General features: G+C 57.7%; 21 protein-coding genes. 8 read left to right on the forward strand and 13 right to left on the reverse strand.

Translation table 11 applies throughout. The features are described from left to right. Nucleotides 1-563: 563 nt before the first annotated feature. From ACQKEK_RS13455 to ACQKEK_RS13465, 3 genes are all read left to right on the forward strand, one after another. On the forward strand, nucleotides 564-1,604 hold the full coding sequence (locus tag ACQKEK_RS13455; RefSeq protein ID WP_125862904.1) for a hypothetical protein: 1,041 nt from the start codon (nucleotides 564-566) through the stop codon (nucleotides 1,602-1,604). A gap of 722 nt (nucleotides 1,605-2,326) precedes the next feature. Next, nucleotides 2,327-2,521 (forward strand): hypothetical protein, encoded by a 195-nt coding sequence (locus tag ACQKEK_RS13460; protein ID WP_499143116.1) that lies wholly within the window; start codon nucleotides 2,327-2,329, stop codon nucleotides 2,519-2,521. A 205-nt stretch (nucleotides 2,522-2,726) separates the two neighbouring features. After that, complete coding sequence (locus ACQKEK_RS13465) at nucleotides 2,727-2,921, forward strand: DUF7740 domain-containing protein (RefSeq protein WP_499143117.1); 195 nt, start codon at nucleotides 2,727-2,729, stop codon at nucleotides 2,919-2,921. Nucleotides 2,922-3,049: 128 nt separating this feature from the next. Here ACQKEK_RS13465 and ACQKEK_RS13470 read toward each other — a convergent pair whose 3' ends face one another. Beyond that, nucleotides 3,050-3,880 (reverse strand): DUF932 domain-containing protein, encoded by an 831-nt coding sequence (locus tag ACQKEK_RS13470; RefSeq protein ID WP_499143119.1) that lies wholly within the window; start codon nucleotides 3,878-3,880, stop codon nucleotides 3,050-3,052. Nucleotides 3,881-4,467: 587 nt separating this feature from the next. Here ACQKEK_RS13470 and ACQKEK_RS13475 point away from each other — a divergent pair. Next, complete coding sequence (locus ACQKEK_RS13475; protein WP_499143120.1) at nucleotides 4,468-5,271, forward strand: hypothetical protein; 804 nt, start codon at nucleotides 4,468-4,470, stop codon at nucleotides 5,269-5,271. A gap of 306 nt (nucleotides 5,272-5,577) precedes the next feature. Further along, on the forward strand, nucleotides 5,578-6,075 hold the full coding sequence (locus tag ACQKEK_RS13480) for a ProQ/FinO family protein (RefSeq protein ID WP_499143121.1): 498 nt from the start codon (nucleotides 5,578-5,580) through the stop codon (nucleotides 6,073-6,075). Nucleotides 6,076-6,154: 79 nt separating this feature from the next. Here ACQKEK_RS13480 and radC read toward each other — a convergent pair whose 3' ends face one another. From radC to ACQKEK_RS13505, 5 genes are all read right to left on the reverse strand, one after another. Next, nucleotides 6,155-6,664 (reverse strand): RadC family protein, encoded by a 510-nt coding sequence (gene radC / locus ACQKEK_RS13485; protein WP_021209441.1) that lies wholly within the window; start codon nucleotides 6,662-6,664, stop codon nucleotides 6,155-6,157. A 531-nt stretch (nucleotides 6,665-7,195) separates the two neighbouring features. Further along, complete coding sequence (locus ACQKEK_RS13490) at nucleotides 7,196-8,908, reverse strand: UvrD-helicase domain-containing protein (protein WP_499143122.1); 1,713 nt, start codon at nucleotides 8,906-8,908, stop codon at nucleotides 7,196-7,198. Then, complete coding sequence (locus tag ACQKEK_RS13495) at nucleotides 8,905-10,776, reverse strand: ATP-dependent nuclease (RefSeq protein ID WP_499143123.1); 1,872 nt, start codon at nucleotides 10,774-10,776, stop codon at nucleotides 8,905-8,907. Before ACQKEK_RS13495 ends, ACQKEK_RS13490 begins: the two co-directional genes overlap by 4 nt. Before the next feature lie 205 nt (nucleotides 10,777-10,981). Next, nucleotides 10,982-11,176 (reverse strand): AbrB/MazE/SpoVT family DNA-binding domain-containing protein, encoded by a 195-nt coding sequence (locus ACQKEK_RS13500; RefSeq protein ID WP_499143125.1) that lies wholly within the window; start codon nucleotides 11,174-11,176, stop codon nucleotides 10,982-10,984. Between the two features lie 119 nt (nucleotides 11,177-11,295). Continuing rightward, nucleotides 11,296-11,916 (reverse strand): tyrosine-type recombinase/integrase, encoded by a 621-nt coding sequence (locus ACQKEK_RS13505; RefSeq protein WP_499143126.1) that lies wholly within the window; start codon nucleotides 11,914-11,916, stop codon nucleotides 11,296-11,298. Between the two features lie 258 nt (nucleotides 11,917-12,174). On the opposite strand from ACQKEK_RS13505, the gene ACQKEK_RS13510 reads away from it, so the two are divergent. Continuing rightward, complete coding sequence (locus ACQKEK_RS13510) at nucleotides 12,175-12,453, forward strand: hypothetical protein (protein ID WP_499143127.1); 279 nt, start codon at nucleotides 12,175-12,177, stop codon at nucleotides 12,451-12,453. A 72-nt stretch (nucleotides 12,454-12,525) separates the two neighbouring features. Here the strand turns inward: ACQKEK_RS13510 and ACQKEK_RS13515 are convergent, their stop codons facing one another. Continuing rightward, complete coding sequence (locus ACQKEK_RS13515) at nucleotides 12,526-14,895, reverse strand: PAS domain-containing sensor histidine kinase (RefSeq protein WP_499143129.1); 2,370 nt, start codon at nucleotides 14,893-14,895, stop codon at nucleotides 12,526-12,528. A 1,221-nt stretch (nucleotides 14,896-16,116) separates the two neighbouring features. On the opposite strand from ACQKEK_RS13515, the gene ACQKEK_RS13520 reads away from it, so the two are divergent. Beyond that, on the forward strand, nucleotides 16,117-16,383 hold the full coding sequence (locus ACQKEK_RS13520; RefSeq protein ID WP_499143130.1) for a hypothetical protein: 267 nt from the start codon (nucleotides 16,117-16,119) through the stop codon (nucleotides 16,381-16,383). A 171-nt stretch (nucleotides 16,384-16,554) separates the two neighbouring features. On the opposite strand, the gene ACQKEK_RS13525 is transcribed toward ACQKEK_RS13520, so the two are convergent. Beyond that, nucleotides 16,555-17,124: a hypothetical protein gene (locus ACQKEK_RS13525; RefSeq protein WP_499143131.1), complete on the reverse strand. Its 570-nt coding sequence runs from the start codon at nucleotides 17,122-17,124 to the stop codon at nucleotides 16,555-16,557. After that, on the reverse strand, nucleotides 17,087-17,215 hold the full coding sequence (locus ACQKEK_RS13530; protein WP_499143235.1) for a hypothetical protein: 129 nt from the start codon (nucleotides 17,213-17,215) through the stop codon (nucleotides 17,087-17,089). The genes ACQKEK_RS13525 and ACQKEK_RS13530 overlap by 38 nt, the downstream gene beginning before the upstream one ends. A gap of 455 nt (nucleotides 17,216-17,670) precedes the next feature. Between ACQKEK_RS13530 and ACQKEK_RS13535 the strand changes: the two genes are divergently transcribed. Continuing rightward, entirely contained in the window at nucleotides 17,671-18,018 is a 348-nt protein-coding gene (locus ACQKEK_RS13535; RefSeq protein WP_021209456.1) for a helix-turn-helix transcriptional regulator, read from the forward strand. Nucleotides 18,019-18,038: 20 nt separating this feature from the next. Here ACQKEK_RS13535 and ACQKEK_RS13540 read toward each other — a convergent pair whose 3' ends face one another. The 4 genes from ACQKEK_RS13540 to guaA all read right to left on the reverse strand — a co-directional run bounded on the left by ACQKEK_RS13540 (nucleotide 18,039) and on the right by guaA (nucleotide 22,041). Beyond that, nucleotides 18,039-18,563 (reverse strand): helix-turn-helix transcriptional regulator, encoded by a 525-nt coding sequence (locus ACQKEK_RS13540; RefSeq protein ID WP_102833015.1) that lies wholly within the window; start codon nucleotides 18,561-18,563, stop codon nucleotides 18,039-18,041. 4 nt (nucleotides 18,564-18,567) lie between these two features. Next, nucleotides 18,568-18,843, reverse strand: coding sequence for a hypothetical protein (locus ACQKEK_RS13545; protein WP_301631330.1), 276 nt, complete (start codon nucleotides 18,841-18,843; stop codon nucleotides 18,568-18,570). A gap of 60 nt (nucleotides 18,844-18,903) precedes the next feature. After that, nucleotides 18,904-20,160: a tyrosine-type recombinase/integrase gene (locus ACQKEK_RS13550; RefSeq protein WP_021209459.1), complete on the reverse strand. Its 1,257-nt coding sequence runs from the start codon at nucleotides 20,158-20,160 to the stop codon at nucleotides 18,904-18,906. 300 nt (nucleotides 20,161-20,460) lie between these two features. Beyond that, nucleotides 20,461-22,041, reverse strand: coding sequence for a glutamine-hydrolyzing GMP synthase (gene guaA / locus ACQKEK_RS13555; protein WP_045431660.1), 1,581 nt, complete (start codon nucleotides 22,039-22,041; stop codon nucleotides 20,461-20,463). Nucleotides 22,042-22,054 lie beyond the last annotated feature (13 nt).

Consider the following 22,054-nt stretch of genomic DNA (forward strand, 5'->3'; position numbering starts at 1 on the left):
GCTGGCGAAAAGAGAACGATCTCACAGCCGTTGGGAGAGCATCTTGAGGCTTGAAAGTCTCTAGGAAAACCAGGGTAATTGAGTTTGGCGCTGCCATACCAACGGTACGTCTATTGGCCGCTATTTGATCGAGCCAGGCGCAGCCAAGGTTGTAACCTTGAGGATGAGACATAGCACGTCGCCCTGGTAGTTGCGTCGTGGCTGGGGATCAGACTGTGAGAGTAATGTCATTGATGGTGGCTAGGCGAAGGCTCACCAATTCCAGAAGTTCGGCCTCGAATTCCACACGTTTAGCGCAGCGCCCGTTGATCCTCCACACAAAGCGCGCCGGTCGCGTAGGGCGTTCGATATTGGGGTTGTCGATCAGCGATAAGTCGAGACAGGGTTTTGCAGGATCAGCTTCACGGCTTTCATGCGATCGACGTAGCAGATTCTGTAATTCCCGGGCTGCTGCTGCTCTTTGTAATTAACCCGACTTAGGATGAAAAAAGCTCTATTGGCTGATACCCATTTCCCTCGGAAACCGCAGTATTCGTGCTCCGCCATTCAAGGACTATGGAAAGATGAGACGCACTCTGCTAGCAGCTGCAATCGGGTTTGGAATCATGGGTAAGGCATTTGCAGACGAAACCACTGCCGATATCGTCCAGGTGGGTGATCAGAACGCTGTAACCGTCACCCAAACCAGCGTTTCCTACTCCGGGGCTTACACGCTTCAATCAGGCAACAATCAAGAGATCACGCTTAACCAGACCGGATATTCGTACTTCAAGGGCACGCAGTATGGCGTAGACAATCAGGCTACAGTCAACCAGAACGGCGGCTCTAATGTGGCTGAGGTGTATCAAGCATCCGAAGAAAGAGCCCACTTCGTCACGCTTGACCAGCGGGGCACTGCCAACAGCGCTTACCTGACTCAGGCAGATGGCAATTCTAACTACATCAACTTAGAACAGAATGGTTTTGCCAACTCATCCAATGTCAACCAGACGTGGGAAGGAAGCAGCTACGTTGGCACCCAAGTAGGTGAATTCAACTCCGCTACCACCAATCAGTCAGGGGCAAGTGCAAATGTCGACCAAGCCGGCAACCGCAATGAAACCACGCTGTACCAAGAAGGTTATGGGTTTGGTGCGCATGTCTCTGTCTCCCAAGCAGGTGATAGCAACAGTGCGAACGTTGCTCAATTTGGCAACCGATACAGTGCTGGTACTGTAATTCTGAGCCAGAACGGTGATGACAACCGCGCTAATGTTAATGAAATGAGCGGCATGGGCTCCTTCACGTTCAGCCAAACAGGTAATGGTAACGAGCTCGATGCGGAGCATGGTGGCCGCAGCACATCTGTTAACGGCACTCAGGGCGGTGACAACAACATCATCACGCTGACTCAGGATCTGGATGGCAGCAGCATGACCCTGGCTCAGAAAGGCGTCTCCAACGAAATCGAGATAAACCAGGCGGCATACAATAGCTTCGCTGGCGTAACCCAGACGGGCAATGACAACTTCGCAAACGTCACTCAGGCTTACGGCTGGAACGATTCGGCTATGATTACCCAGAACGGTAACAGCAACAGCGCAACGCTGATGCAAGGCCAGTAATGGCTAATGGGGCCTGGGAAAACCAGGCGCCTCTGCGTGAAGAAGCTGCCTTGGCCATACTGAGACAGAGTTATGTTCCGCCTGATGGCGCAGGCGTTCAATTCTCTCCTTATCGATCCATTTCCTTGTTACAGATACAAGTGGCCATTTCCAGTCATAAGCAGCGAGCGAAAGACCGCTTTTGGCCGATGTCCGCCGTTCGTCATCGGCCGCATGGGTCGGTCGAGAGCTACCCCGCGACTCTGTAAGCTTCAACACGCCCATCACCCTACTTACGCCCCAGCACGTTTGCCCTCCCAAAAGCCTCGCGCTAGACTGACCTGGTCGCGGTAAATGCCGCGGCCGGGTGTAGCAACCTGAGAAAACCAAGGGCGCAGTTGCGCCGTAGCGCACAGTCGGTACTTGTACCGCGCTGTAGCGACGCTATGGCGGACCGTGCGGGGCAGGCTTCGGCCTGGCCGGTTCCCTTGGTTTCCGGTTTGCTACCCCCGTGCGGTCCGCCACCCATTACCGCGTAGCAACGGCGGGTGACGGCTCCTTAACCAAACCAAGGAGCACCAAAATGCGCTATTGTCTTTTTACGCCCGCGCCCCGCCTCGTCGTTTACCCTACTATTGGCTGTTGTGCCACTTCGCGTCGCGAGGTGCGCCATGACTAAGCAGCCTTCTAATCTCTTGCCCTTTCCTTCTGATGCCCGTTCGGGCTATTCAGCAGCCGTTTCGTTGTCTGGTCCACTGGCCGACGCAGAAATGCGTGCCGAGATGATCCGGGGGCTGCTCTGCCAGCTTACTGACGACGGGGGCGCCCAGACCCTCGATCTGCGTACTCATTTGCTGAGCTACGCAGCTCAGGAATTGCTCGACGAGATGGTCGTGCTGTATCGCCGCGCACTTGGGGCGAGTGCGGCGCACGGCTGATTGATCTGGGCCGCCGCTGCGGCGGCCAGTTCTTTCTTTCGCTGGGCTTGTCTACACAGAAAAGCCAGTCCCCATGCTAAGCAGAGTGGTATACGCCGCCTCGAAACACCCATGATTATCGCCGAGTTCGGGCAATCCAGATTCATTTCGCTACTAACAAAACTGCCATAAAATACTGCTGCACCATCCTTTAAACGAGACGCTCGTGACCCTGACTGATGCGACGATCGCACTTCTTCTTACCGCCAAGCTCCACGGCACGGATGCGGCAGTAAAGGCCACTGCCAAGCGTTGCTCCCACGCCCTCCCCCGCAGCAAACGCGACCTCATGTTTACCGTGATGAACAGTCGCGAGCCCCTGAAGCTCGTCGGGCACATCGCTCAAAACTTGGACCAATAGCGTCTTCGGTAGCAGTCGGCTGATCCGAGGTCTTGATTCAACTCTCCGTGGCGGAACACCACGCACGGTTACGACAACGTTCGAAATATATGAGGGGCCGACCGCCTGACGGCCCCTCCGGGTGGGCTTCAGGCTTTCAACTGGCGCAGGCCATCGGCCAGAAGCCACAGGGCACGGTTCAGGCGTAGGTCGTGGTCGATGCCCTGCACGGGGCGGGTACGCTGACGGCGTCCGCTATTGCTGCTCCCGACCAGACCGCCACGAATGAGGTTTTCCTGGGTTCGGTTGAACACGCTCCAGAGGTCGGCTCGGTTGTCGTCGAGACGGCGCGGGGCCAGCACCTGCCGTTCGGTGATCGGCGCCGGCTTGGCGTGATCGCCATACTTGAGAGCCAGCGCGGCACGGGCGAAGACTTCGGCCTCGCCGCCATCCAGGGTGACAGCGCGCATGGCCTCGCGCGACACCTGCGCCTGCTCGAAACCGTGCAGTACTTGGTAAGCGCCCTCTATCACCTGGGCGGCCACGTCGCCTTTATGCGGCACGCGCGCGTCCGCTACGGTGTCGCCGCAGACTAGGCCGTTCTGGCAGACGAAACGGAACATGCCGGCCAGCATCTGGTAGCTGCTGGTGCCGTCGTGCGAATTCAGCAGGATGATTTCATTGGCCTCGCATCGGGCATCAATCTGGCTGGCATGACGCAGGCGGATCATGTGCTTGGTGAAGTCGCGCCGGTCGTCCCGGCGCACCCGGGTCTGACACACCATGAAGGGCTCGAAGCCCTCGCCGCGCAGATCCCGCAGCACAGTCGCGGTGGGAATGTAGCTGTAGCGCTCGGAGCGGCTTTCGTGCGGTGCATCGGCGAAGATGGACGGCGCCACGGCGCGAATCTGCTCATCCGACAAGGGGGATTCCGAGCGCAGCACCGGGGAGCGGTACGAGAAGTTGGAAGCAAGTTGCATGGTCGTTCTCCTGACAAGGTTTGCTGTTCAACCCCCACCGGATTCCTAGATTCGGAGCCCGCTTTCGGCTCCTCCGGTGGGGTCGGCACGAACACCTGGGCTGGCCTCGTTGCCACCGTCTTTCCTGAGTTCATCGCCCGCGACGGTCAGGAGCGCGCGGACAGGTGCCATCAAGGAAGCAAGCGCCGGGATGGTGCGGCCCGCAGGCGCAGCCGAGGACACGGCCCGGCGCGCCTTGAAGGCGCGAGGCCGCGCGCTACAGTCGCGACAAGGTGATGAAGTCAGGGAAAGACGGATTGACAGGCAATGGCCGCAGCATGGGCGGCGGCCCCACGCAAGCGCAGCGCGCAGGCCCGGAGCAGCCGGGTCGAAGGCATCAGCCGAGCACAGCGAGGGAACGATAGAAGCCCAAAGGGCGAGACTTGCGCAGCGCGGCTCGATGCACAGCACGACAGCGCGCCCGGCCATAGGCGGGGGTGCCCAAACAGCTGAAGTACCTGAGAGCCGGTCAAGCAATGTGGTTTGGGGTACCGACACACCCAACAAGGTCAAATAGGCTGAAGCGACTTCAACATAAGGGATGACACATGCCTACAGCGCAGACCATGACCCCGCAGCAAGCCTGCGAAAACATCCTGATCGGCGAAAAGCGCTACAACACCGAGCGCAGCGTTCTGCGTAGCGAGAACGCCATTATCGATCGACTGCTCACTCGCGGCCTCGAACTGAAATCAGCCTACGGCGAGCTGTACGAGAAGCTGCACTCGCGTCCGCCGGCCCTCAGGGTATTGCTGGGCCTTTTGCTGAGTACCGCAGCCTTTTGGAGCCCGGAAAAGATCGCCAAGTCCCGCGACCGGCGAGACGAACTCATCGAGACCAACCGTCAAATTGGGCGAAAGGCCGCGGAGTTAGCGCAGCTGCTGGAGCAGCGTACCTGGCTGCATGAAACATCCGGTTTCAGCAGCCGCACCCACTATCACGTTTACGATGTGATCGAGGCGGCAGCCGGGAACCACTCACTGTTCAATGCCTATGTGAAAGACCGCCTGGACGCCCTCTGCGGCCAGTTCGACCTGAAATACTGGCCCTCGTTGGATCAGCTTGTCCGAGCCCTCGCAGCGGACGCAAATAGCGCCGCTCTGGAGGCGACCGATCCGCTGACCCGCGCCGCGTCTACTGGAACGCGGCCTTCGCGAACCGACTTCTTCAAGGCATTGTTTGCTGCCATTGAGGAAAACAGCACACAGAGCGGCGGACCTCTGCCCGAAGATTTTCGGCTCAGCGATGGCGCGCTCGCCTCGTTGGCGAATTGCGCGTTGGACTTGGGGCCGAATGAGCTTGCGGACAGCACCTACGTAAAACGACTTCGCCAACGCCTCCGCGACAAGTGAGGTGTGCCGGCCGCCTTGCGTGGCGCAGCACAAAGATGGCCGAAGCCCCCTGCGAAGCAGGAAGAGGCATTACGGGCACGCAGTTACCCCAAACGTTCTCACGGACGCAATCAACAACGTCTAGAGTCGTACCAGCTATGCAGGCAATACATATATCCGCCCAGGCACCGCCGGATGTGGCAGCCACAACGATCAATAGCCAGGCGGGTCAGATGCCGCGTTCACGCACTCTTAAACAGGCTGTGTAAAACGTTTGCATGGGATACCCTATCGCCACGAATCAACGATGAAGCTGCGAACTGAACGATGGGTTTTGAACAACTAGCTGAGCTACGAGACCGCCTGCGAGCTAAAAAGGTGCAGGAAAAGGCTGATGGTACGCAGCAGCGTATGCGGAAGCCTTCTCGGAAGACAGAGCCTGGCGAGCAAGATCCTGCGGTGGAAGCAATCTGGCGGTTGCAGAAGCGTTTTCCATTGGCTTTCCCGGTCAGTCCGGCCCCTAAGGTACCGCTAAAGGAAGGGATTCTCAAAGATGCTGAGCAACACCTGGATCTGCTCGGAATAACCAAGGAACAGCTCAAGCAAGGCATCGCTATCTGGTGCCGAGGAAGTCGCTACTGGGCATGCATGACGGAGAATGCCCCACGCATGGACCTGAATGGTCAGGCGGTTGGCGTGGTGACGGCGAACCAGGCGCTGTACGCGAAGCAGCAAGCTAAGCGGCAGCGCGGCCAAGCACGACGTAGTCAAACAAAGCCAAAAGAGCGTATGCCGAATAAGGCTGCAGATACGGCGGTGGAATAGGTAGCGGATTAAAATACAAGCGATTCGATGCCGCCCGCATTCGACGGCGCAGCAAAAAGGGGGCCGAAGCCCCCTTCGGCTAGAGCAAGCCCTGCTCTGCGAACGAAACCGTTGCGTCGCCGCCCACGATGATGTGATCCAGCGTGCGTACCTCCACCAGCGCCAGCGCCTCCTTGAGGCGCTGGGTCAGCACCTTGTCCGCCTGGCTTGGCTCTGGATTTCCGCTCGGATGGTTATGCGAGAAGATTACCGCCGCAGCGTTAATCCGTAACGCCTCCTTCACCACTTCGCGCGGATACACTGAAGCCTGGTCGATCGTACCCCTGAACAACTCCACGTACTCAAGCAACCGATGTTTGCTGTCCAGGAACAGCGCCGCGAACACCTCGTGCTCGAAACCGACCAGCTTGGTACTCAGGTAATCTTTGACCACATCCGGTGCGTCAAACAGCGCCCCGCGCTGGTACTTCTGATCAATCGCCTGACGCGCCACGCTCAGGATCTGGTCTACAGATGCCGGCAGGTAGCGCCCCTGTGCATCACGCACCAGCAGCATGGCATCGAACGAGGAAAAGGAAAGTTGCGACATGGTCGTGCTCCGGTTGCTCGGGCGGAATTGCCCGGAACCGGCGCCAGCACGGCGCAGCGCAGCTGTCAGGGGTCACCGACGGCCGCCAGGACGCCAGCGTGCAAAGCACGCGCCGCCCTTGACGGCGAGAACGCCGTGATACGGTAAAGGGAACAGCAAGACCGCCCCCCACTCCACCCATGGCACGGATCGAGGCAAGCGGAGCGCGCAGGCCCTCAAGGGCCGAAGACATCACGGATCAAAGCCGAATGGCCGCGACCCGGCACGAGGCGCGGGGCGCAGCCCGCGAGCCCGACGGCGGATCGCCGGATGCCTCAAAATGGGAATCCCTCAGACAACAGAGCGAAAACGTGAGGTCGGACGGCGGAAGATCATTTAGCAGCTTTCGGCCAAAAGCGGACTTAACGTGAACTATTCCGTGCGCAATTTTGAGACTGAGAAGCTCTTTACCTCTTCAGATAGGCGCGCCTACGATCGCTTTCAGCTGCGGCCGGATCAGTAGGGAGAGGTGTAAGCAGGGGACGTCTTGATTCACAAGAAAGGGCAGGTATCGCGCTTCGGAGTCAGAATGGTGGTTCGACGTATCGCCCGAGTCACTCCCACCCGCAGCACTAAAAGATCCTGAGCGCAGATTTTTGGATCCTGCGTGGCTTTGGCAATGCGCTGGTATAGGCCGTCGTAGATGATGACCTCGTCGAACTCCTTCCCTTTGGACTTATGTATCGTCATTAGGTGGATGCCGCGCCAGTCCTTTTGAGCTGCAGCGAAATGCTCCTGCATCAAGGCACTGCGGACTGCTTCTTCAGCCCCCTTGTACTCTCCCTGGGCACGCCACAGCGCACCCAAGTTAGCCCGCAGTACCGAGCCACGATGAAGAAGTCGAAGGTAGCGAGCATCTGTTGCTACTTGCTTCAAGGCTACCGCAGCGGATGATTGCAACAGGCCGCGCAGCTGCAACCAGTCCTCCGCAGGGTCGCCCGTTAATTGCAATTGCTGCCGCAACTCTGCGATACGCTGAACTTCGCTGACAATCAGCTGGCGTTTGGCACCGCGGATCTTTCCCGAGGAGAGGAATCCGCTAAGAGCACCTGCCAAGTCCAGTTCGGACTGGGGGGTAGGCTTGCCTCCGCGGCGTCCACGAATGTGCGAATGAAGTGCACCAAGCATGCGGCTCGCCACATCGCCAGCCGTCCCCCCCTCCAGTAACGTGGCGATAACGCCAGCGGCGAGAGCCGGCGGTTCAGCATCCATTGCAACGTCGTGATGTAGCTCTGGCAGACCATCAGCTGCAGAAGAAAGGTAATCAGAAAGCTCGAGCATCAGCCGCTTGGATGGCACCAGGATAGCGATCGATTTGTCCGGTATTGCCTTGAGACGATCCAACGCCGAGAGCACTGCGGCCTTGGCATTGAAGTGCAGGCTCTTTCCATACATGAAGCCGTAACGCGTGATTTTTACCTGCTGATAGACCTTGCCCTTGTTTGCGCCAGTGAGCAGGTCATTCCCATAGGTCGTGATATCGGTACCGCTGCTGCGGTGGTTTTCACCTGCGAAATCGAAGTGGACGGCGCCGAACATCTGCAGAAAGTCGCCAACCCGCCTAGGATCAGCGCCTCGAAACTCATAGATCCGCTGTTCAGGGTCGGCCAGAGCAATGAGGCGACTACGCTTTCCAAGCTGCTGGATCAGAGCCCATTCATCACTGTTTGTGTCCTGAAACTCGTCGAGGATGATAATGGGATAGGCGTCGGAGAAGATGGCGCTTAGCCGGTCACTGCGGCTCAGCAGTTCGCTGACCAAGCTTGCGAACAAGTCGAAATGCAGGCGGCCCTCGTGCTCGAACAGGCGTCGCTTCTCATTTTCGTGCTGGGCCTTGTCGATATCTGCCAAATGCGCTGCGGCCTCGGGTGGTGGCAGAAGCTGCAAGCTCGGCCTGCCATTCAACAGATAGGCGTGGCTTCGGAGAATGCTCCAAGCGAAACCGTGGTACGTGCTGACCTCAAGTTGCTTCAGGTCCTCGCGAGAAATCAGCTCAGAAGCCTTTTCGATGATGCGCGCTACGGTAGGCCTGGCGAAGCTCAAGAAGAGGATCTTCTGGCCTGGCTTGAGTACCCCTGAGCGAATCTCATCACGAGCTTTGACCAGCGCGACGTGTGTTTTGCCTGCACCAGGGCCACCTAGCGCCAAGGTGTGCCCGGCGCACACCAGGAAGCCGCGCTTCTGATCGCTCCACACTTCCATCATGTCAGAGGCTGGGGCGGGGACGGTTGGAACTTCCCATAGGCTGCTGCCAATGGCGGTGGCTTGGTTGCAGCCTCTGGGAGAGGGGGCACGCCGGCTAGCTGGGGAGGTAATAGAGGCTGCTGAGGTGGCTCAATGACGTTCTTGATGGCTGCCAGCGTGGTTCTCACGTATTCGGGCATGTCATTGGCCGTTGGACAGGAGGCGAGCAAGTCGCCGGCGTCGCCACCGCCTTTGGCCCAGCCAAAATAGTGCGACAAAGCTACCTGGAGATTGGCCAGCGGCGTTGCGGGTGTTGGTGTGTATGCCGCGAGATGCTGCGGCCAATCACCGCTAACAACCACAACAGCAGCATAGCTGCGGAGCGCCACCTCAGACGCACCATACAAGACAAGGTTTTCAAAGCCCTTAGTCGCAGACTCATAGGCATGATCGACCGAGGCAGTGATGGTTGCGAGCGCCTCCGGCGTTTGCTTGTCAAATACGGCGAACACGACCTTGCCGAGTGAGCGGAAGAATGCACCCAGTGGCGCGACATTGGTCTCGCCGCGGGCGTCGACGATAGCCACTCCTAGGTTTTCGAGCGATTTGAATCGCGTGGGATCCAGCTCGGCGAGCCGGCGGGCAGCGGCAGGCAATGCGTCGAACTCCGTACGGCCCTCAAGTACAAGTACGTAGCGGGCCAGCAGGGCTTCGCAGAACCGTGCTTTGAATTCTGTGCGATAGGCCTTGGGCTTGACTGCTGGCGGATATGTAGCGGGAACCCCGGTCATGACACCGGCCGTGCGCTTGAGAACCACTACCTGGGCAGGCTCGAACTCCTCCAGCACGTACGGTGAGTGGGAGGTGAAGATGGCCTGTGCCGACTTTTGGCGCAGCGAATTGATGATTCGTTTCTGGGTGTGCGGAGGAAGCGCGATCTCTGGCTCTTCCATCGCGAAGATCACGCTTTGCTTGAGTTCGGCGATGATCGAAAGCAAAGCCAATACCAGCGTGTTAATCGTGCCAGTGCCTTGGTGCTGATATGGGGCGGAATAGACTGAGCCGTCCGGCCTTTTCGCTCCAGTACCCATGAAAACAGTCAGGGTTCGACGGAGCATGTCGCGAGTGAGGTCCGAAACCCGCATGTGGGGTTGCTCTGCCCAGTCGGATGGTACGTAGTGCCGTACTGCATCTCGGACTGCGACAAGCAATTCGCCGATGTCCTCGGTCTCTCCAACTGGCAGTGCCCTCAGCTGGTCGAGCAAATCCTCCCACATAGTCAGTCGTGTTTCCTTCAGCCGAAGGATCACGTCCAACAATGAGCCTCGTTCCAGGCTGAGTGCTCGAGCTCCGGTCCGCAGCGTGCGCAGATAAAGAAAACCGCATTTTCGTTTGTCGGGCGCAGAGAACCGGGGGTAGGAGCCATCCGGCATGTCGGGAGTGGCGTAATAGGTATCCCCAGCGAAGTCGTCCTCATCTACGTCATACCAACCGTTGAAGAAGACGCGTATCGCCGCTCGGACATGGGGCGCGTCTGTTCCCTCCGGGGGTGCCCCTACAAGCAATGCCTTGGTCTGTGTATCCCACCACTCGATATGGTCCCGGAAATGCCGCAGTTGCTCATCAGAGAGTCCCGCTACAATAACCTCGACCTGGATCGGGACGACCTCGTTCTTGGCCGGGTCTACGTACGTACCGGCATAGAAATCGTGCTCATCGATTACAGGGCGACGATTCAGGCGCTCCGGGCCAAGTACCAAGTCCACCGCTTCCAGCAATGTGGACTTGCCGGCGTTGTTGTCACCGATAAAAGCAGTGTGTCCATCGAGGTGGACCTCACCGTAGGCGATGCCTCTGAAGTTCCGGACGCGAACACGCACAAGATGCACTTTGACCCTCCTTGTCTAGCGGAAACCAATCTACTGATTCTAGTGCGTCATGGTAGGTGCGATTCGACTGTATCGCTACTTGAGGGCTCCTTCGGGCCGAATCGCGTACCGCGTACCGCGCACCCGCAGCCAAGGACCGCTGTTGGCCGCCCGCAGCCGCTCTTGGAGCAACGCAGTCAACCGCAATCAGAAATTGTCTCGATTGTTATGACGAAGGGCCCTCAGCGCGTTGCTTGAGTTTCAGGCAGATGTTTTTCTCTTCCGCCTCAACTGTCAGCTCATCGCCCAGGCCCCATCCGAGCTGCTGAAGTAGCTCGGATGGAAGCTCAACAATGACGTCTCCGCTGCCATCCCCAGGGTCTTGGCATACAACTCGCCAGCTCTCAGATGTACTAGTCATAGATCCGCCCTCACGCAGTATGCACAGTATGGCAGCTTAACAGGGCAGATCCGCTTCGTAAGGTGGGCCAGCATTTGGCCGGTTAGCGACGGCTTAGCTTCGGCCGTCGCTATGCATGGTTAGACCTCGGTCTGCTCCGCCATCTCCAAGGCGTCATCGACCTCAATACCCAGATATCGAACGGTGCTCTCCAGTTTCGTATGGCCTAGCAGCAGTTGAACTGCTCGCAGGTTCTTCGTCCTGCGATAGATCAGTGATGCCTTCGTACGTCTCATCGTGTGAGTGCCATACATCGCTGGATCAAGGCCAATGGCTTTTACCCAGCTTTTGACGATACGAGCGTATTGACGAGTGGATAGATGGTCCGATGTATGCAGCCTGCTCGGGAAAAGGCAGTCCTGGCTACGGAGCTGGGCTTGATGTATCCAGGCCGCGAGAGCAGACCGTGTTTGCTCGGTAATCTCGAACTGCACTGGTCGCTTCGTTTTCTGCTGCATAACCATTGCTCGTGATGACACATGCTCGCCATGAGCAACGTCGCACACACGGAGCTTGGTTAAGTCGCAGGCTCGAAGCTTGCTGTCGATAGCCAGATCGAACAGAGCCAGATCCCGGGTTCGTTCTGCGATTTGAAGCCTTACTCGGATGGCCCAGATATCTTTCAGTCGGAGCGGGGTTTTCTGCCCGACCAACTTGCCTTTGTTCCAGGGCTGACGGCTGCAGGTAGCAATGATGTTCATGGCAAGTCCTCCACATGTGGGAGGACAAACATGGCTAGCCAGAGCAGTAATCGCTAACCGGCCAAAAGCGGTCGTTAGAGGTTTAGGCCGTCCCTTTAGGGCCCTCACGGCTCATTGTTAGCACACCCATTCACGCAACCCGCTGGCCATCCCCCTATAACCCGCCAGGCTGAAAGGGCGTTCTGTGATTCTGAATCTAACCAGTCGGGTAAAGTACGAAAGCGCGTAGATTCCATCGTGGCCGAAGGGGTGATAGTCATGGCAGAGTTCGGACTTCGCATTGAGGGCCGCTACCGCAGAGTCAACTACATTTTGGTTCTGGTAGGAACAGTCGTAGGCAAAGAACGATGGACGTATCGCGTCGACATCAATCAAGTCGCTGGTTGGGTTGTTGGAGATACCTTTGACTCTCCTAAATACTACAGCACGGATTTCGAGGCGCGCCTGTCAGCTATCGAGCTGGTCAAGCTGCACGTAGATGGGCAGTGGGGCATGCGTCTAATCCCTTCCGCGCATGGCAGTTTCGTTCGAGCTTAGCTGAGCCAAAGCGAACCTATCCGCAGGTGCTCGCTTAGTTGCATGGGCTGAATATTGCGTGCCCTGTTGAGATCAATTCGGATCGGGCAGCCAAAGTGTGAAACGTGAACCGATCCCGACCTTGCTCTCGACTGTGAGGTCTCCGCCGAGCAGGCGAGCAATACGGAGACTGATGGCTAGGCCAATACCGGCACCTTGCTGAGCATCAGGCTCTAAGCGCTTATAGTCATCGAAAATCAGGACCTGCTTATCCGGGGAAATACCTGGGCCGGTGTCACCGACGCTGACGCCCACCCAACGGCCGGGCCTGGGCCCTCCTGCTTCGTACTCCTGTGCTGCGATCGTGACGCTGCTGCCAGGTGCGTACTTGATGGCGTTAGAGAGCAGATTAGCTAGAATCTGCTCTACTCGTGCCGGATCTGTTTCGACGCATAGGCGTCTCGGCAGGGTGATGTGCGGCTCGATCTTCGCTTTTAAAGCCTGGGCGCAGAAGTCCTCAGCCAAGTGCCTGATCGTGGCGCAAATGTCACACACGATTGGGCAAATTTCGAGTTCCCCGGATTCTGCTCGCGCTAGTTCGAGCAGATCTTCGATTAGGCGAAGGGACGTTTGGATCGCGCTGCGAATACCCGCTACGGCGACGCATTGTTCGGACGTGAGTTGTCCCTTCCGGCCGCCTTCTAGTAGCCAAGCGTAGCTGTCTGCCACGCTTAGCGGGTTACGGACGTCGTGGCTGAATCCCCAGATCAGCCGCGCGCGGCTTTCGGTCACCCGCTGTAATTGCGCGTGGCGTTCGTCGGCCTCGGCGCGTGCAATCTGTTCGAATGCTAAGAGCTGCCCTCGCTGATGTTCTAACTGTTTGTGCTCCGAGATGTCGGTCAGGGTACCGAACCAGCGAGTGGGTTTCCCGGCGGCGTTCCGCAAAGGCATTGCCTGGCATAGGAACCAACTATGGTCACCGTCGTTACGTATCATCCGGAGCTCAACAGTGAATGGCTTACCGGTTTTTAGCGAGTCTTGCCACTCTATACGCACGGCGTCGCGCTCATCGTGGTGGACAAATTCTAGCCATCCTTGTCCCTGCGCTTGCTCGGGAGTAGTACCGGTGTACTCGTGCCATTGGCGGCTGTGGTACGTGTAAATACCTTCTGAATCGGTGGTCCAGATATGCTGTGGAATCATGTCAACCAATAGGCGATAGCGCGCCTCGCTTTCCCGGATCTGCTCTTGCGCGTGCTTTCGTTCTGTCACGTCGCGAAAATAGACGGAAACACCATCGACGTTGGGAAATATGCGTATGTCGAACCAGACTCCAAGGGCTGGGTAGTATTCCTCGAACTGAATCGGTTCATTCTCGTTCATGGCAAGCACCTGGTGCATTAGCGTAGCGCCTATCACTCCCGGAAATTCGTGCCAGATCAAGCGGCCAATCAGCGCTTCGCGGGGCCGATGCAGCAGGCGCTCCGCTTCATGGTTGAGATAGGTAAAGCACCATTGCCTATCTAGGGCAAAGAATGCATCAGTGATGCTTTCAAGCACATCGATCAATCGCCGATGAACATCGCGTTCGCCACCAAGAAGCCGTTCACGTTCGGCCTCTGCCTCTTGCAGCACCGCTGCTTGCCTAGTGATGAGCCCGATCAAAAGGACAATCAGCAAAGCCACTAACAAGGCCGTACCGAAGGCAAAACCAAATAGTCCCAGCTTTTGGCCCCATAGCACCAGCCAGCCGACTATTAGTGAGGCAAGAAAGCACGCCGAAGCCAGCCGGCGTACAAGATGGCCGGCCGATGTGCCACTCATGAGCAAGCCGACAAGCCCACGTGACGAGTCAGCGCACATCACCCCTAGAGCTAGCGCTGTTAGAGCTGTGCCCGTAGAGATTGCCGTCCCGCCCCAAGAGCTCAAACCGTAGTCAACGCTCAGGCCAAATGCCCGGCCTATAAGCACAGCAAGCGCCACCACCAAAGTACCGGCCGCACTGGGCCCAGCCCAGCACCTGAGCTCTTCACGCGTGGCGGAAAGAGCGAAAATTGCGACGCTGATGAAAACCAGACCAAGCCCGCTGGCAGGACTTAGCTGCTGGGTTTTCGGCGCCACGGTGATAGTGAACGTCTCAAGCTCTGACGGAATAACCGCGAGTGCCATGTAGAAGCCGACCGTTACCAAGCCAAAAACAAGCGCCATCGTAGCTGCGATACGGCCAATAGTTTTTCGGGTTTGACTGCTCGACGGACAACACAGCGGCAGAGCAATGGCCGCGAGAAGCACGCCTAAACCGGTCGACAAGGCGATGGTTTCGCTCGGAATGAGCTCAAGCAACGTTATGCTGCTCCGGTGGGCCACCAATGAAGCGAGCGCAAGTATCGCGGCTAAAGCTGCGCCCATAGGGGTAACGAGCGCGACCGCAAACTCTTTACGCGCTTCCGATGTTTTGCGCATGAGGCCATCTCGGTTTGACCCAAGGGCGTTATACCCAGGCCAGTAAGGTTGGCGACCCTATTGTTGTTTCGCATCGAGGTCACCGGTAAACAAGCTGACCACCTGCTGCTAAGTCTGTTCTAAGCCGTCGGTGCATCAGAAGCTGGTTCAGATAGCCTGTGCGACATCGCGAGGTGATGGCGATAAAGAAATGTCAGCTACGGCACCGGCAACGCCGAGACCAGGTTTTTCAGTGCTTCCGCATGTTCTTGGGCTTGTCTGGCCATTTGTTCATACTCTTTGTCGGCACTAAAACCCTCATTTATTTCTTGCCGCTGTTAGCTAGGCGCTGATGAAGCGTACGCAGAAGCGAAAATTGCTTCAGTAGGGTCATCGCCTTTTCTGTCCACGAATCGTACTCCTTGCAAAGGAAGCGACCGTCGCTAGCGATGGCTTGAGGAACCATGATCGCTGATATTGGGGCTGGGCGAAATTCTAAAAGACGACGCGCCCCCGGATCGATTGTTGTGCTTCTTTAGTGCCAGATTTCCTTTAATCTTTAGTTAAGCAAGCCTCCCTGATTGATCGTCACAAGTGTTTCAGCTGTAAGCCATAACCTACAAACGTCGCCAGCTTTTGGCTGTAGCTAATCCCCATGTTCAGGCTCATAGTTCGCTCGCAATGACGCAGGACGCGCACGGGGCCTGGATGGCTGAGGGACCACCGCGTGGAGCGCGGCGTCTGGAATACACGGAATAGAACGCACGCAATAGAGCCCCGCTTCGGCGGGGCTTTTTGCATTTGCCCGGTCCGTTTTCAATGAAACTAGGTAGTGCGCCGTGAAGCTGTCAGCGGTGCAGGATTGGGCTAGATCCGTAACCAGATGAGCGGACTAAAGCTTTTCCAGAATTCACCGAAAACTTGCACGAAATCAGGGCCGATTACTTGAGAACTTTTGGATGGAATGGATATTTTCAGTGTGTTGCTTGTTGGTGGTTGCAGACATTGCTTGGGCAATCATTGCGGATCGGAAAGCCATCTCCGCTAGAGCTGACGCATTGAATCAGGACAAGTGGCCCTGATGGATGTGCAGCACCCTTCCCATAGGTAAAGGTTAGCGATGCCCGCAACCAAGGCGCAGTAGGGACCGTGACGAGGATCGAGCTTTACAGCGCAGGGCGGCGCGTTGGCGCAGCGGTCATGGGATATAGTGAGGGCCATTGATTTTTGATGAACTAGATAATGGATATTTGGTTTCGCAAATACCTCGGCCGTGGTCAAGATGTTTACCAGAATCTTCAGTGGATAAAGGAAGACCTGGCAGACCTGGAACCTCAGCTTTGGCAAGATCAAGCGTCTGTCGTCGCCGAGTATCTAAACAGTGGCGAAACGCACATCTACTTTCCGCCTGGCAGTGAGCTTATTGCTGAAAGATGCCAGGCCGTGCGCTGCCCACAACCGAAGTTCGATACACCAGAAATCTGTATTCACCCCGTTGACCTCTCCTGAAGCCTCTGAAGGCTTAGACGGAGATTCGCCTGCCCACTCCCGCAGTCTCCGCTGGTGCCGACGGCAGCTGACCCTATACACGGCTTGTTGGCCAGATCGTAAATCTATTCACGTCCTGTACAAAATGGCCAGGTCATCGGTGACTGGTTTGCGTCGGCCTGGATAAAGCTATTAATGCTTATCCGAGTCTACGCCTGCCACGATGGGCACCGGCGTGTACGTGGAATTGGGGATGAGCCGGATCCAGTTCAGGAGATACAGCTCGGGGGCCTGCTTCGGTATATCTGACACCGGAAAGTGCAACCCTAGGAACGGATCGAGGCCTTTTACTTTGGCCTCGGCCCACACCTCTCCGTCTCCCCCTGGGCCAAAGCGGTAGAGTATTACTCGGTCGAAACCGGTCATACGCCGAAGCTCGGTCACTGCCACCTGCTTCAGTACGTCCAAATCAGGCGCTGCCTGCAATTTACGAATGGCGCGCGCCAGTACCTGCGCAGTTGGCGGGATCTCCTGATGCGGCTCTAGCTCGAGAATAACTAGCCCTTGGGCGCGGCTCAGAATGCCGTCGAAGGCTTGTTCGCTGACCGACAGCAATATTGGGTTGGCGTCCGCCAAGATTTCTTGGTCAAGCGCATTGACGACCTTACGAGCGAAGCTGCTGCCGAAGTACCAGGCTAGCGATTTACCCAAGATACTTGGTATATCAACCTGAAGGAGTTCGACCACATTGGGTGCTGACATGCGTTACCGACAGGTCACTTTCCCGCATGCACAGCAGATAGCCGTGCGGTTGGATACTACCCGGGATATGGATCGGCTCGTTCTCGCACATAGCCACCGTGTCATCAATTTTATGGTCAGTAAGCAAATTCCCCCCCTGTCATGGCCCAGGATACGATCAAGGACACTAGCACGCGCGGACATTACGGACGTGGTTATACAAATGGAGGTCAGCGTAGTGGATGAGCGGTTGACACGCATCTGTGACCAAGCGCGCTAGGAGTGTCGGCGTGAGCTTTGGGTATTGCACAGCTCGCGCTTCCGCAGCGCTGGATGCCCGCTTTTGGCCGGTAGCTGCCAGTCGTGACCGGCTGCAATTGCCCGTAAGCCTTCGTGGTGGTGTTGTCCTTCGCTCGCTGGCATCAACTGAATCCCGCGACTACAAGGGCATTGCAGATGGATCTAGGTTTCGTTCCTCTACGCTGCAACAGGTTGTCTCGATAGGTACCGAACCGCACCATGCCGCTTCCGCAGACTCCCTTAGTCAACGTGGAGCCACAATCGCCTATGCCCAGCTTACTGATTTCTAAAAACAGCGAGCCACTGCCCATTCCAGAGACAGACGGCTACGACGTGCTACCACAGTTTCCGAAGCAAAGCCCCCTACCGTTTCGGCGCACCATCCGGCGACAAGAGCTAAGACAGATCATCCCTCTGTCCGAAACGACCATCTACGAGATGGAGCGTCGTGGCGAGTTCCCTAGACGCTTTAACCTGACACCGCGTTGCGTCGTATGGGACTTAGCTGAGGTGGAGGCGTGGATCGAGGAGCGCAAGCAGGCGCCTCGTAAAAACATCAGTGGCCCGGATGTCCGCCTACGGAAAACCCGCCCGGTTCGGTCGAGCTCAGATTAGGTATGCGGCCGATGCAGGCCTCAGCCAACTAGAGCTTCCAGCTCCGTAGAAGTCGAGCGAGGTAGACGCCGACTTTCCTTCGCCAGATTGACCTGCAAAGCCACTTGAGCCACCTCCAGAACATCCCAGGCCAGCGAGTAGCTGCCCTTGGTCTGCAACCAGGCCAGCACGTCCGCCAGGTGCCAGATTGACGCACTGCCCTCGTGCACCGGTGCGGGGAAGCTGCCCGGATTGGCCAGCATCAGCTTGCGCATGTTTTGTCGCGATACCCCAACCATTTCGGCCACGTCGGTTAGACCAACCAGATCAGGGGCGACCTCGATCAACCTAGCTGAGGGCACTGCATGGCGCACATCGGCCAGTGCACTGCGCACAGCCGCATCCGCACTCTCCGCCTCTCGAGTGAACTCCAGAGCCAGCCGACCCGGCTGGCCGATGCCGACCAGAGCATCGTCGCAGCCCGCTTCGCCAAGGCGCTCGACCAGAATATCCGGGGTACGGTCGTCCTCAGCGAGTTGGTATTTCAGGGTGAAGGTGTATTCCATCGTGCTACTCCTCTGCACCGTCGGCAGTATCCTGCTGCGTACGATGCGTGGTGCAGTTGTCCACCACGCGGCGTAAGGCGCGTGCATGGTTGCTGGGGTTCTTCGGCGTACTCCACACGCTGGTGATGCAGAACTCGCCGCAGCGACATTCCTCGTCGTTATAGGGACAGTAAATCCGCCCCCAGGCGTGACTGCCGCCAACTTCGATGCGCCACCCCTGCCCTTCGGCATGTTTAAGCGCTTCTTCGATCTCTTTCTTAGGATGTGAAGGACGGGCCATGGATGGTCTCCAGTATTCGTATGCTTCGACAGGTTGTCAACTGACAACCTGTCCATTCCTTTATACGGCTGCACTCAATACCGGCACGGACACATTGTCCGGCAACAGCTTCGGAAGGTGAGTCCGACCATCGATCCAGGCATCAACCATGTCTGCCCACTCTTGCAACATGTGGCGCCGCTGCTCCGCATATTCGGCCTTGTTGTAGACCGAGCGCGAGGAACGCCCGTCCTCATGCGCCAGGCACTTCTCGATCCAGTCACCGTTGAAGCCCACTTCGTTGAGTAGCGTAGAGCCAGTCCTGCGCAGGTCGTGCACCGTAAACGGCTCCAGCGGCAGCCCTGCTTCCTTGGCACGCGATGCGATTAGTTGCGTGATTCGGTTCAAGGTCGCGTGCGACATGCAACGGTGGATGTCGTAGCGAGAGGGCAGCACGAACCTCGATCCTGCAGCACACGTATGCAATGCCACAAAGATATCCAGAGCCTGGCGCGACAGATGAACCACGTGGGGATTGCGTCCCTTCATACGCTGCTTGGAGATCGTCCACGTGGCGTTCTCAAAATCCACCTCATTCCAAGTAGCTTCGATCAGCTCGCTTTTACGCACCAAGGTCAGCAGTACCAGGCGCAAGGCCAATCGAATGGTGGGGTACGCCGCAATCGACTCCAACTGGTGAAAAGCCAGGCGAATCTCGGTCGGGGTCAGCGCTCGGTCTTTCGGCACGAAGGTGGCGATCGATGCTGCCTTAACACCGTCGGCCGGATTCTCCACTTTCTCACCGTGCAGGATTGCAAACGCAAAGACCTGCTTCACGATGTCGCGAATGTGGACGGCCGTTGCCGGCGCACCACGCCCCTTCACCTTGGCGCAGAGCATGCGGAGATCGTCTGCAGTGATTTCGGTCAGGAGACGGCTCTCGAAGACCGGCAGGATGTCGCGATCAATGATGCTCTTACGCATGGATCGCGTGCTGTCGGCCATACGCGTATCGGTCAGCCATCTCTTCAGCATGTCGCCAAACGACTTGGCAGCTGTCAGTCGCCGCTTGGCTCGCTGTTTTTCCAAGGAGGGAGATATGCCTTGAGCAACCATTCGCTTGGCATCCAGCAGCTTTTCGCGCGCCATGGCCAATGAAATCCCCGCTGGCCCATACCGTCCGATGGTCAGCGTTTCCCGGCGTCCATTGAGACGGTAATCGTAGCGAAAGGTGACGGTACCGCCGGGCGATACCGTTACGTACATCCCGTCGCGATCGGAAGCCTTGTAGGGCTTGGCTTTGGGCTTTAGTTTGCGCAGTGCGGTGTCGGTCAGCATTGAGGTTTTCCTCCTGTTCAGGACGGCTTTTACCGTCCAGGCTCAGGAGACCTGCTGATGCCGGGAAAGCCGCATGACGGAAGCTTTCCGGAGGAGAGATTTACCGTCAAAGACCGGTTTGGTCTCGATAGTAAACGGGAGGGTCCGAATCCGGCCTTCGGTTCTTACCGTTACCAGTACCGCCAAACCATCCCGCTGCCTGGCGATAGCTACCGATAGGTGACGCGACGTATTTTATTATAAATCAACACGTTACAGCACCTTATCGATAGGTATCGATAGTCCTCGAAGGACCTGATATCACTCCCACTCAATAGTCGCTGGCGGCTTGCTCGATACGTCGTACGTCACGCGTGAGATACCGTCGATTTCGTTGATGATGCGGTTGGAGACCTTCTCCAGCAGCTCATACGGCAGATGTGCCCAGCGTGCAGTCATGAAGTCGATGGTTTCTACCGCACGCAGGGCGACGACCCAGGCGTAGCGGCGACCATCGCCGACGACACCCACCGACTTAACCGGCTGGAACACCACGAAGGCCTGGCTGGTCTTGTGGTACCAGTCGAAGTTGCGCAGCTCCTGGATGAAGATGTGGTCCGCGCGACGCAGCAGGTCGGCGTACTCCTTCTTCACCTCGCCGAGGATGCGCACGCCCAGGCCCGGGCCTGGGAAGGGATGGCGGTAGACCATGTCGTAAGGCAGGCCGAGCTCAAGGCCGATCTTGCGGACCTCGTCCTTGAACAGCTCGCGCAGGGGCTCGACCAACTTGAGGTTCATCTCCTCCGGCAGGCCACCGACGTTGTGGTGCGACTTGATCACGTGGGCCTTGCCGCTCTTGGCACCAGCGGACTCGATGACGTCCGGGTAGATGGTGCCCTGAGCGAGGTACTGGATGTTGTCGAGCTTGCTGGCCTGGGCATCGAACACATCGATAAAGGTACGGCCGATGATCTTGCGCTTCTTTTCCGGATCAGCTTCGCCGGCGAGGTTATCGAGGAACTGTGCCTCGGCGTCGGCACGGATCACCTTGACACCCATGTTCTCAGCGAACATCGCCATTACCTGGTCGCCTTCGTGCAGACGCAGCAGGCCGTTGTCGACGAACACGCAGGTCAGTTGATCACCGATGGCTTTGTGCAACAGCGCCGCAACGACCGACGAATCGACGCCACCGGACAGGCCCAGCAGCACGTTGGCCGAACCGACCTGATTGCGAACCTGCTCGACCAGATCATCGACGATGTTGGACGGCGTCCACAGCGCTTCGCAGCCGCAGATTTCCAGCAGGAAACGCGACAGAATGCGCCCGCCCTGACGGGTATGGGTCACTTCCGGGTGGAACTGCACGCCATAGTAGCGACGGTCATCATCACCCATGGCAGCAATCGGGCAGCTCGGTGTGCTGGCCAGGATGTGGAAGCCTTCCGGCAGCGTCGTTACTTTGTCGCCGTGGCTCATCCAGACGTCGAGGCCGAACACGCCGTCATCATCCATGTGATCTTCGATGCCGTCGAACAGCTTGGACTTGCCAACCAGATCGACGCGCGCGTAACCGAACTCGCGCTCATCCGAACCCTGCACCTTGCCGCCCAGCTGCTCCGACATGGTCTGCATGCCGTAACAGATACCGAACAGCGGTACACCGAGATCGAACACGGCCTGCGGCGCGCGCGGGCTACCTTCGGCGTGCACCGACTCCGGGCCGCCAGCCAGGATGATGCCGCGCGGCGCGAAGTCGCGAATGTCCTCATCGCTCATGTCGAACGGATGCAATTCGCAGTAGACGCCGAGTTCGCGCACGCGACGGGCGATCAGCTGGGTGTACTGCGAGCCGAAGTCCAGAATCAGGATGCGGTGAGCGTGAATGTCTTGATGGGCCATTTTTTTCCCCTGG

The organism is Pseudomonas sp. NPDC077408, assembly GCF_050269105.1.
In the GTDB taxonomy this organism is placed as follows: Bacteria; Pseudomonadota; Gammaproteobacteria; order Pseudomonadales; family Pseudomonadaceae; genus Stutzerimonas.